This window comes from Buchnera aphidicola (Lipaphis pseudobrassicae) (genome assembly GCF_005081185.1).
GTDB lineage: Bacteria > Pseudomonadota > Gammaproteobacteria > Enterobacterales > Enterobacteriaceae > Buchnera > Buchnera aphidicola_AD.
The window spans coordinates 369,573-381,388 of sequence record NZ_CP034870.1 but is presented as its reverse complement, the minus strand read 5'-3'; the positions used below and the strand labels follow the sequence as shown (position 1 = coordinate 381,388).

13 protein-coding genes and 1 pseudogene are annotated in these 11,816 nt (G+C 23.6%); 3 read left to right on the top strand and 11 right to left on the bottom strand.

Going from position 1 to position 11,816, the window contains the following annotated elements:
• Positions 1-645, top strand: a pseudogene (locus D9V70_RS03280) (hypothetical protein); the annotation flags it as partial.
• Positions 646-800: 155 nt separating this feature from the next.
• Here the strand turns inward: D9V70_RS03280 and D9V70_RS01780 are convergent.
• From D9V70_RS01780 to flgB, 10 genes are all read right to left on the bottom strand, one after another.
• Entirely contained in the window at positions 801-2,426 is a 1,626-nt protein-coding gene (locus tag D9V70_RS01780; RefSeq protein WP_158356048.1) for a flagellar hook-associated protein FlgK, read from the bottom strand.
• A gap of 73 nt (positions 2,427-2,499) precedes the next feature.
• A complete protein-coding gene (locus tag D9V70_RS01775; RefSeq protein WP_158356047.1) occupies positions 2,500-2,799 on the bottom strand; it encodes a rod-binding protein in 300 nt (99 codons plus the stop codon).
• Complete coding sequence (locus D9V70_RS01770) at positions 2,799-3,911, bottom strand: flagellar basal body P-ring protein FlgI (protein ID WP_158356046.1); 1,113 nt, start codon at positions 3,909-3,911, stop codon at positions 2,799-2,801. Before D9V70_RS01770 ends, D9V70_RS01775 begins: the two co-directional genes overlap by 1 nt.
• 216 nt (positions 3,912-4,127) lie before the next feature.
• Positions 4,128-4,841: a flagellar basal body L-ring protein FlgH gene (locus D9V70_RS01765; RefSeq protein WP_158356045.1), complete on the bottom strand. Its 714-nt coding sequence runs from the start codon at positions 4,839-4,841 to the stop codon at positions 4,128-4,130.
• A 95-nt stretch (positions 4,842-4,936) separates the two neighbouring features.
• A complete protein-coding gene (flgG, locus tag D9V70_RS01760) occupies positions 4,937-5,719 on the bottom strand; it encodes a flagellar basal-body rod protein FlgG (protein WP_158356044.1) in 783 nt (260 codons plus the stop codon).
• A 15-nt stretch (positions 5,720-5,734) separates the two neighbouring features.
• The gene (gene flgF / locus D9V70_RS01755) at positions 5,735-6,493 is read right to left on the bottom strand and encodes a flagellar basal-body rod protein FlgF (protein WP_158356043.1); all 759 of its coding nucleotides are present in this window, start codon (positions 6,491-6,493) and stop codon (positions 5,735-5,737) included.
• Between the two features lie 24 nt (positions 6,494-6,517).
• Positions 6,518-7,741 carry a flagellar hook protein FlgE gene (locus D9V70_RS01750; RefSeq protein WP_158356042.1) on the bottom strand — a complete coding sequence of 408 codons (1,224 nt, stop codon included), beginning with the start codon at positions 7,739-7,741 and terminating at the stop codon, positions 6,518-6,520.
• Between the two features lie 37 nt (positions 7,742-7,778).
• On the bottom strand, positions 7,779-8,465 hold the full coding sequence (locus D9V70_RS01745; protein WP_158356041.1) for a flagellar hook capping FlgD N-terminal domain-containing protein: 687 nt from the start codon (positions 8,463-8,465) through the stop codon (positions 7,779-7,781).
• Between the two features lie 10 nt (positions 8,466-8,475).
• The gene (gene flgC, locus D9V70_RS01740) at positions 8,476-8,886 is read right to left on the bottom strand and encodes a flagellar basal body rod protein FlgC (RefSeq protein WP_158356040.1); all 411 of its coding nucleotides are present in this window, start codon (positions 8,884-8,886) and stop codon (positions 8,476-8,478) included.
• 8 nt (positions 8,887-8,894) lie between these two features.
• Positions 8,895-9,302 carry a flagellar basal body rod protein FlgB gene (gene flgB, locus D9V70_RS01735; protein ID WP_158356039.1) on the bottom strand — a complete coding sequence of 136 codons (408 nt, stop codon included), beginning with the start codon at positions 9,300-9,302 and terminating at the stop codon, positions 8,895-8,897.
• A gap of 195 nt (positions 9,303-9,497) precedes the next feature.
• Here flgB and flgA point away from each other — a divergent pair, with 195 nt between their 5' ends.
• Entirely contained in the window at positions 9,498-10,145 is a 648-nt protein-coding gene (flgA, locus tag D9V70_RS01730) for a flagellar basal body P-ring formation chaperone FlgA (RefSeq protein WP_158356038.1), read from the top strand.
• A gap of 159 nt (positions 10,146-10,304) precedes the next feature.
• Complete coding sequence (flgN, locus tag D9V70_RS01725; protein WP_158356037.1) at positions 10,305-10,712, top strand: flagellar export chaperone FlgN; 408 nt, start codon at positions 10,305-10,307, stop codon at positions 10,710-10,712.
• A 31-nt stretch (positions 10,713-10,743) separates the two neighbouring features.
• On the opposite strand, the gene pyrC is transcribed toward flgN, so the two are convergent.
• Positions 10,744-11,787, bottom strand: coding sequence for a dihydroorotase (pyrC, locus tag D9V70_RS01720; RefSeq protein WP_437177659.1), 1,044 nt, complete (start codon positions 11,785-11,787; stop codon positions 10,744-10,746).
• Between the last annotated feature and the right edge of the window lie 29 nt (positions 11,788-11,816).

Genomic DNA, 11,816 nt, shown 5'->3' with positions numbered 1-11,816 from the left:
ACTAAATATAGTAATACAATCAATATTGTTAATAACTATATGTTTTATAGTTTCTTAAATAATTTTAAACAACTAAGAAAAAAAGATTTACAAAAAAATATTTCACAAGATCCTTTGTTTAAGTCTCCTGTAATTATGATATCTTCAGTTTGTTCATTAGAATTAGCATTTAATAAAGTTTGGATTAAACATTCGATAATAAATGGAATAAAAAAGAAAAAAAATATATTTTTTAAAAAAAAACAAAGTACTTCTTCTATATTTAAAAAAGATAAAATATTTGATAACCAAGTATCTTCAGAAAAAATAATACAACATAAAACTTTGAAAAAATTTAATAGTATTACAACTAAAAATAAAAAACATTCTATTAAAAGATATTTAAAACATAATCATCATGTACAAAAAAATGTAAATTCTGAAAATATATCGATATCTAAAAAGATAAATATTTTTCGTTTAAAAAAAAGAAATCACTCTAGTTCTCCTATAACAAAAATTTCTGAAAATTTATATTTAAAAGAAAAAAAATCAGTTATTAATTCTAACTTTGTACAATTAGAACCAAAAATTATTAGAAAAAATTCTGCAGGAGCACATTCTGCAACAAATTGTTCTAATTCACCTGTATCAAAAGTTAAATGAATATTTATCATATTTTTTATAACTAAAAAAAACAGTTTATTATCGATTTTTTAATAAAAATTTTTTCTATTAAAAATTTATACTTATAAAAAATAAAAACTTACTTTTAAAGTAAGTTTTTATTTTTTATAAGTACTAATACAGTGATTAATAAATTAACTATAACAGTCAATTATTTCATTAAAAATACTTTCTGCTATTTGTATTACTTTTACATTTGCAAGATAACATTCTTGTTCATAATTTAAATTTTGATAATTCCTTTCAATATCATTAGACATAGATACCTTTTTATCATCAAGTATTCTAATCATATTTTTTTTAAATGGAAGTTCTTCTTCTAATGCATTGCATTTATAAGCTATGGATTTAGAAAATTTTTGATAAGATTCATCAAGAGTTTCTTTTTCACTAAATAAAATATTTCTATTAAAATAATCTATAACAAGTCTATTTTTTTTATTTGGATTATTTGTATTATTTATTAATGAAATTGTTTCATTTGGATCTTCTAATAATTCTAACTTTTCTAATGTTTTAGAATATGGTTTTATCATATAGATATCATTATCATTATTTTTTCCTTGTATTGAAACTTCTATTCCATCAAAATCAAGAGATATATTATTTTCTGTACTATTTATATTAGGACGAACTATAGTATGATCAGATAATCTTGTTACTATCCAACGATCGTTTTTAAAAAATATAATATAATCAGTATCTCTAGCATTTTTTTTAGAGATCCATTTTGCAGAAGTTATAGTAGATGAATGATTTGTCGAACTAGATATAACTTCTGGATCACTGATATTAAAAATTTGTTTTTTAGGATAACCAAAGAAGTTATATTCTAATATATGGTAGGAATTAATAGTATCAGAAAAATTAACTGTCAATTGTCCAATTTTATTTCTTGTATCAGTTAGTTCTTCTTTTCGAAATTTAAGAAGAGCTTTTAAAGAACCATTTGGAATCATATTTTCTATTTTTTTTACTTCTTGTGTATTTACATCAATATATCCTATACTAATATATCTATTATCAGATTTAGATGTAATGGGTATTACATTTTGTTTGTGATTATTATCTATAATACAGATTCCATTATTCAAATAAATTTTATAACTATCATTTCCTTTCACTACCTTTATTCCAATTAAATCATTTAGTTCATCTACTAATTTTTCTCTCTTATCAATAAAACTGTCAATTCTATTAGGTAGTTGTTCAATAGGAAAGTAACGAATATCTATAGTAGCATCATGAATTTTATCAATTAATAAATTAACTCGTTCTATACTTTTTAGAACTGAATCTTTTGTGTCTTGTTCTAAAAAATTTAATTTTTTATCAAAGTCTTTTATTTCAAAAATTATCTTTTTTGCTTTTTCGGAAATATTAGTATTGATCGGATCTTGTTGATTAGGAAAAATATCTTTTTTTACTTCTTCATCTAGTTCATCAATTAGTTCATTAAAAATGTTTGATTTTTCACATAATAAATTTTCTAATTTTAACAATTGCTCAATCTTAGTTTGTTCATTTTGAACTTGAGCATTAGTTTTTCTTTTTTCCTCTGTAATAAAATCATTATAATTATCATATATTTCCTTTATTTTGACTGAAGGATTAAAATTGGAATTTTGACCACTATTTTCTAAAAAAATACGCCTTTCTAGATGATTTTTATGAGGATTATTAATTTTATCAACAGTTTTATCAATCATAATTTTCATTGCATTTATGCCAGAAATCGCAGAATTTAACATATAACTCATATCTTTTCCTTATTTTTTCTCTATCTATATTTATTATGAATTTTTTATGTTTGTTATAAAGTATTGTGAATTTTTAAATATTTTTTTGTTCAATTTGTTTCAATATAATCTCAGTTAATCCTATTCCTTTTTTACTCATTTCTTCAGAAATTTTTTGATCGTATATCTCTGTATATAAATTACTTTGATTATTATCTAATAAATTGTCTTTTGATAAAGTATTTCTCATACTTTTAAGTAATATTTGAATAAATAAACTTTCTACTTCTATAGCTGTTTGTCGTAAGTATTTTTTTGAATCATTATGTACTTGATATTTTAATTCATTAATAAATTTTACACTACGATTTATAATATTTAAGTTATTGTTCATTAAACAATTTCCAATTTAGCGTTGATACAACCAGCATTTTTCATTAGTTGTAAAATAGATATTAATTCTTCAGGTTTAGTTCCTAATATATTTAATGATTGAACTATTTTATTCAAATTATCTTTGCTTGGAGAAACATAATTTATATAATTTTCATTAATTATGTCTTCTGATGGTGTTTTTTCTTCATTTTTTTTCTTTGTTTGTAATAAATCTAACTCTGTATTGTTATTTGTGGTGTTATTTAGTGCAATAGAAATGTTACCATTAGACACAATACATGATCTTAGTTTTACTGATTGATTAATAACAATAGAACCAGTTCTTGGACTCACTACAATCTTGGCTTCTTGCGAAGGTAATGAGATTTCTATATTTTGAATATTAGAAAGCATATGTACTTGTACGTCATTATTGGCAGAGGTATTTAATTGAACTGTTTTAGAATTAATAGGAGTTGCTGTATCTGGGTATTTAATATTAATTATATCACTGATACGTTGTGCTATACTAAAATCTTCTTGGTTTAATTGTAAATTAATTGTATTATTTTTTCCAAAATTAGTTGTTATTTCACGCTCTATTGTTGCACCATTATTAATTATGCCAGAATTAACTTGATTTGAACGAATATAGCTAATTTTTTCTCGAGAAGAGTTTTTTTCAGATATTAAAACATCACCTTGAGCAATAGCGTAAATTTGATTATCGGTTCCTTTTAAAGGAGTCATTAATAATGTACCTCCTTTAAGACTTTTCGAGTTTCCCATAGATGAAACTTTCACGTTTATTTTTTCACCGGTATGACTAAATGGTGGTAAATTAGCGGTGACCATTACTGCTGCTACATTTTTTAAATGCATATTAAGATTTGGAGGTATAGCAATACCTAATTTTGATAACATATTATTTAATGATTGATTAGTAAAAGGTACTTGCATTGATTGGTCACCTGTTCCGTCTAGACCTACTATTAAACCATATCCAATTAGTTGATTGTCTCGAATTCCTTGTATACTAGTCAAATCACGTATTTTTTCAGCATGAGAAGAGAAAGATGAAATAATGAAAATAAAAATAATAAATTTTAATAATGATATTGTTTTAGACATAAAAAAACCTTTATAAATGCACATTTTTTTGAATATGTTATATTATATGTAAATATCTTATTAGACAAATTTTATAATTATATAAAATTTTCATTATTCATTTTTTTAATAATTAATATATTTCTCATAAAGAACAAATAATATTCTTTATGAGATGTAAATTAGAAAAAAATAGAATTATTTAATGTTTTTTTAGTTATTTAATTTTATATATAATTATATCGGAGAAATTTTTAACAAAAGTCTTTGCAGCCATCCCATTTTTTGTATTTCATTAATGCGTCCATGACTTAAATACTCGATACGAGTATCAGCGATCTGAGTGGATACTACTAAATTGTTTTTATTGATATTATTAGGATTTATTACACCTGAAAAACGTATGTACTCTATTCCTTCATTAATAGCAACTTGTTTTTCTCCTATCACTTTTAAATTTCCATTTGGTAAAACTTCCTGAACGGTAACAGTAATAAGTCCATTAAATGTATTGTTAGCTGAATTGCTTCCTTTTCCAGAAAAATCATTTTTTCCTATACTGTTTAAACCTGCTTGTGTATTTTTTAAATTTACACCTAACGGATATAATTGACCTGGTGCTATCCCAATTCCTAAGTTGGTACTTCCATCTCGACTAACATTTGAAGCAGAACTATTACTAGCACTTATATTTTCCTGTAGTACTATAGTAATAGTATCTCCAACATTATGTGGACGATGATCTTCAAATAATGGTTGATATCCATAATTTATAGGTATTATGTCTTGAAATAAAGAACCATTTATAATTTTAGGATGAGTATTAGGAGCGATAGCAGTGGTTACACCTTCCACTAAAGGTCTATGCTGAACAGATGCACAACTTTGAACAAATAATAAAAATATAGCAATTAAGTAATATTTAATTTTAGAAATAAACAACTTTATCACGAAAAAATCACCTTTAACGATAGATGTTTAATATATAAAGTTTTATTGAAACTTTATTGCAATCTATTTATAGAAAATGATATAGAAACATACTGTTATAATTGCGATAATTTTTGTAACATTTGATCTGATGTATTAATAGATTTACTGTTTATTTCATATGCTCTTTGTGTTTGAATCATATTAACTAATTCTTCAGCAACATTGACATTTGAAGTTTCAACGTATCCTTGATATAATAAACCAGTACCATTTAATCCTGGAGTAGTATCAATTGGATTTCCAGAAGCTTGAGTTTCTTGATATAAGTTTTCTCCTAAACTTTCTAATCCAGAATTATTAATAAAATTAATTAAATTTAATTGTCCAAGAAATATAGTTTGTGTTTGTCCTTGAAGTGTTACACTAACTACTCCATCTCTTGCTATGTTAATATTCAAAGCATTAGGAGGTATATTAATTTGAGGGATAATAGGAAATCCACTATTAGTTACCAACTGACCATTTTGATCTAATTGAAAAGAACCGTCTCTTGTATATGCTATATTTCCATCCGGTAATTGTACTTGAAAAAAACCTGGTCCATTAATAGCAACATCTTTTAATGAATCTGTTTTTGATAAATTTCCCTGACTATGAATTCTTTCAGTCGATACTGGTCGTACTCCAGTTCCTAATTGTAATCCTGATGGTAATTTTGTATCAATTGATGAATTTGTTCCTGCTTGTCGCATTGTTTGGTACATTAAATCTTCAAAAACTGCTCTAGAACGTTTGAATCCATTAGTACTGACATTTGCTAAATTATTAGAAATGACGTTCATATTGATTTGCTGCGCATCAAGTCCAGTTTTAGCAATCCATAATGAAGGAATCATATTTTTATCCTATTTTTAATTATTGATATTAATTAATTGATTAGCATGCTCATAACTTTTATCACATGTAGATATCATTCTCATTTGTGCTTCAAATTGTCTAGCATTTGATATCATTTCTATCATATTTTTTGCAGCATTTACATTACTATTTTCTAATGCTCCTGATTGTATACGTACATTGTGATTATGAGCAATAATATTATTATATTGATTAAATAATTTATGATATTTATTAAGATAAAATAATCCGTTTTGTTTTTGTATAAGATTTTGCATAGAAAGATGTACTAATTTTAGTTGTCCTATTTCTTTTTCAAAAACTTCATTATTTTTCTTTTCTATTGCAGCAATAACTCCATTAGATAAAATTTTTAAATTCATATTATCAGGTATTGTAATGTTACAATTATTTCCTATTACTTCATTTTCTTGTATAGTTAATTTTCTTTTAGAGTTTATTTTAATATGACCGTTTTTCGTATATGCCTCTTGTCCATTTGGGTCTTTAACTACTAACCATCCATCGTTTTTCACAAATAAATCTAAATTTCTTGCTGTATAATTTAAACTTCCTGGAGAAAGGTTATAGTATTCTTTTTCAATTTTATTATATGTATTATACCAATTGTTTACACTGTTGTTTTGTAAAATATAATTAAATGTTTCTTTGAAACCTGTAGTAGAAATATTTGCTAAATTATTAGCAATAATATTTTGTTTATTTAATAATTGATTAGCAGCAATCATTGAGTTATATATTGAATTTTCCATGATACCTTTGATCCTATTGATAAATTATTTTAAATTAATTAATGTACTAATTATTTTATCTTCTGTTTTAAAAGATTGTGCATTGGATTGATAATTACGTTGTGCAATAATCATATTAATTAATTCTTTATTTAAATCAACATTAGATGCTTCTAAACTTTTTTCACTTATAATTCCAAATCCTAAGTCACCTGCTATACCTGTATTTTCTTGACCTGATTCTACAGTTGCTGACCACGTACTACCACTTTCATGTTGTAATTTTTCAGGATTAATAAATTTTGACAATAATATTTGACCTATTGATTGTGTCTTCTGATTAGAATAAATTCCTATAATTTCACCATTTTGAAGAATATTAAATGTTTTTAAAAATCCTGTTGAGTATCCATTTTGATTAATTTTATCTAGAGTATTATTAACATCTGGTTTTTCAACAGTACCTGTTATATCAAGAGTTATTTTTTTATTTTTTAAATTTCTTGAATAAATTTCAAATTTTGTATCAGAAATTATTTTACCATCAGAATTGAATTTTAAGTCAAAACTATGATTAATATCTCTAATATTATAATCATCAGAAGGTTTGGTTGATTCTACATTCATTTTCCATGTATTTTTATCCGTTTTAGAAAAACTGATGTTTAATTGTTCTTTTTCTTTTTCTTTGTTGTAAATGTCAATAACATAATCTGCTGATGATGATAAATGATTAAAAGTATCATTTGCATTATCAATAGCACTGTCATTACTTTTTAAAATTGCACGTAATGTTATTTCAGAAGTTGCTTTTCCATCTAATATATAGGAATTATTTAAATTAATAGGTTCTAGATCAGATGTATTGTTTAAGTTGTTTTCTGAATGTAATTGATTTTTTCCAGTTAAGTACATTCCTTGCATATTAATAATATTTTTATTTTCATCAAGTAAAAATTGACCATTTCTTGTATAATGTACATTTCCATGAGGATCTAAAAGTCGAAAAAAACCATTTTCTATAATTCCTAAGTCTAGATCTCTACCAGTTGCAATTAATGGTCCATTATTAAAATTTTGAATAACACTTAAAACTCCAACACCTGATCCTTGATGACTAGTCGAATAATGAGCACGAGAAAATATGTCGAAAAAAACTGGTGTACTAGTTTTGTATCCTATTGTGGATGCATTAGCAATATTATTAGATATAGTATCCATATAATAACTATTAACAAGCAAACCACTTATTGCTTCTGTAGTTGCCATATATTTTATCCTTAGTATTTTGTTTATCAAATTGATTTTATTTAAGAATTTCACGAATCTTCGAAAGTGTTGTGTTTCCTGCTGCTCCTAAATCTATAATAGGATCATTACCAGAAGATGTAATTATACTATGTACTAAAGCTTCACTTAGACCTTGAATAGGAACATTTTGATCTTTATTTTTAGCTGTTACTAAAATATTATATTTTCCAGTTTCTACATTGTTTTGATCTAAATCTTTACCATCCCATATAAAATTATAAACGCCAGGTTTAATATTATCTTGTTTTTTTTCAAAAATATGTAAAACTTTTTTATTATTATCTATAATTTTTATTGTTATTGAAGTCGCATTTCCAATTAATTCTACACCAAGTCTTGTTTTAGTATTTTTAGTGTGTACAATTTGATTTCTAGGTATCATCACACGACGTCCAATTAATGAAGATACTTGAATGTTTTTATTTTGATTAATTTGGTTAGAAAAGTTTCCCACAGTATTATTTAATCTTTCAATTCCACTTGCTGTATTAATTTGTGCTAATTGTGTTGTTAACTCTGTATTTTTAATAGGATCAGTTGGATCTTGATTTTTAATTTGTGCAATTAATAAACTTAAGAAGTTTTTTTGTAAATCTAATGGATTAAAATCGTTTTGTAAACTATTGTTATTTTTTTCGATAAAATTATTATCTATATGTGAATCAACATTAATAGTACCCATATATTTTCCATTATTCAATAATTGTTAATGTTTTAGATATCATTGATTTAGCTGTTTTTAGTACTTCTATATTAGCTTGATAACTTCTCGCTGCCGAAATATTATTTATTGTTTCTGTTATAGGATTGACATTTGATGTTAAAATATAACCTTTATGATTGGCCATAGGATTATTTGGATCATATACAAGATTCATTGGGCTAGGATTATCGATTATATTAGATATTTTTACTCCCCCTATTTTTGAATTTTCTATAGGATCTAATTTAAAAATAACTTGTTGTGCAACATAAGGATAAAATTTTCCATTTTTATGCACTATACTATCCATATTCGCTAAATTACTAGCAATAACATTCATTTTTTTTGACTGTGCAATCATTGCTGATCCTGCAATATTAAATATATTTAGAAGAGACATAATCTATATTATCCTTGTATAATACGTACTATATTTTTAATTTCATGTTTTATAAATGATAAATCTGATTGATATTTTAAACTGTTATTTAAAAATTCAATTCTTTCTCTATCCATATTGACTGTATTGCCATCAGGTTTTTCTTGATCTGTCATCATAGAAATTATTTTAGGAGAGGAAATATTTTTATTATTTCCATTTAAATGATTAGGAGATGTTTTTCTAAGAGTAATATTTTCTTTATTAAAATCATTTTTTATTATTTTACGAAATTCATCATTAAAATTAATATCTACAGATTTATATCCAGGTGTATCTGCATTAGAAATATTAGAAGCTAAAATTTCTTGTCTTTTAGAATAGATATTTAATAATTTTTGATGGAAATCAAACATTTCATTTATTTTACTAAACATTTTTTTTCCTTAATAATATATGATATGAAAATTTTTAATAGTTATGTAAAATATTATTTTTTAAAATATTTTTATGTTTTTCATGAAAATATAAAAAATATATTTACGTTATATTTTAATTATTTTTATGTAAAAAATAACTATTATATAATTTATATTACATTAATATAAATGAAGGAATCTTTAATGATATTAATGAAAATAATAATTTATTTTTTTTTATTTTTTTTCTCTTTTAAAGTCAATGCTATTAGTTTAACTGATCAACTAAACAGTTTCTTTAAAAAAGAGTTTTATTTTAGAAAAAACGTAAATATTATAATACGTACTCCATTGAAAAAAAATATTTTTTGTAAAAAACCTTATTTTTCTATCTTAAACAATTTTCATTATTTAGGTTTAACCGATATTCTTCTAGTTTGTGGTAAAACTCATCATTTTTTAAAAATCGAACTTCAAGAAAAAGGAGAATACATTGTAGCAAACAGAAAAATACCTCGAGGCACTAAAATACAAGAATCAGATTTAAAGGTTTTAATAGGTAGATTAGATAAATTACCTGATAATACTTATTTAAATAAGAAAGATGTTATTAATAAAGTTAATATACGTGATATTTTCCCATTACAACCAATCACATCTTTTATGACTAGACCTTTTTGGTTAGTTAAGTTTAATCAACAAATTACTATTATTATTTGTAGTAAATATTTAACAGTTTCTTCTCAAGCAAAATCTTTAAGTAATGGAGCTGAAAATGATAATGTTCGCGTTAAAACAAAAACTGGTAAAATTATTACTGGCATTGTAAATAAAATGGGTCAAGTGGTCATTTCTATTTAAAATTAGTTATTTTCTATAAACATGTTTTTAATTAGATCAAGCAAAACAGACAGTATAATTTTTTAAAATTTAAAATTCTTATGGTATGATTTAATTGATATAATTATATATTTTTTTGTACCATATATATAATATTTTTTTTAATAAATCGATAAAATAATGAAAACTTTAATAGATACAATAACTATGATACAAGATACAATAATTTCATTAGAAAAAATTTTAAATCAAGAATATAATAATTTATTACAACCCAATACAAATATAGATATACTCAAATTTCTTTTTAAAGAAAAAAAAAAATTATTTGAAAAATTTTTTACCTTAAATAAAAATAGACTATCTCTTGAAAAGAAATACAATATCTTTGCACCTTATGAAACGAATATACAATTAAAGAATTATTGGAACATTGTTTTTAAAAAGTGTGTTTTATTAAAACAATTAAATCTTAAAAATAAAATTCTCATTAATAAAAATTTGTATTTAAATGAATCTTTCTTTGAATTATTTTCATCATATAAAAAAAGAGCTATTTATGATATTAGTGGACATTTAAAAATTTAGAAAAGACTATAAAATATTACTTTAATCAAAATCAAGTTTCAAGGGACCAATTTAGAGTTTTTCCTGCTAAAAATGGAACAATTATATCTTTTCCAATATTTATTTTTTTTAATACTTTATATGGTTTTTTGACTAATGTTATAGTTTCTTTATTAATGCAAACATTGTAAAATCTAGGTCCATTTTCTGAACAAAAAGATTGTAGATATTGTAAAGCTTTCATTTCTTCAAAAACTGTAACATAACATAGTAAAGAGGATGGTGCATTAAATATTCCAGCATATCCAAAAAAATTAATTTTATTTTTATGTAAATGTGGTGCTGTATCGCTTCCCAAAAAAAAATGTTTATCTCCTGTAGCAATAACTTTTCTTAATGCTTGTTGATGAAGTTTTTTTTTTAATAAAGGCAAACAATATAAATATGGTTGAATTCCCTGAAAAAACATATGATTTCTATTAAGCATTAAATGATGTGGTGTAATAGTTGCAGAGAGATATTTTGGATCATGTTCTTTAACATATTCTACGGATTCTTTAGTTGTAATGTGTTCTAATACTATTTTTAATTTTGGAAATTTCTTACGACAAGGTTCTAAAGTATTTTCAATAAACATTGCTTCTCTATCATAGACATCAATGTTTTTATCAATTTCTTCACCATGAATTAGCAATGGCATTCCTATTTTTTCCATATATTCTAAAATATGAATAATATCATTAATTTTTTTTATTCCAATTTTTGAATTAGTCGTAGAATCGCGAAGATATAATTTAGCTGCTATGAATATTTTTTTAGTAAATCCTAATTTTATTTCTTTTAGTGTTGTAGAAGGAGTTAAGTAACATGTCATTAACGGTTCAAATTTATAATTTGAATTCATAGACCTTAAAATTCTATTACGATAAGAGATTGCTTGAGAACAACGGATAATAGGGTTGTCAAGATTAGGCATAATTATAGCTCTTTTATAAAATTTGCCAGTATATTTAATAATTTTTTTTAATATTTGACCATCTCGTAAATGAACATGCCAATCATCTGGTTTAATAATTGTTATTTTTTTTTCATACATTTTTATTTTGTCTTATTATTAATAATAAT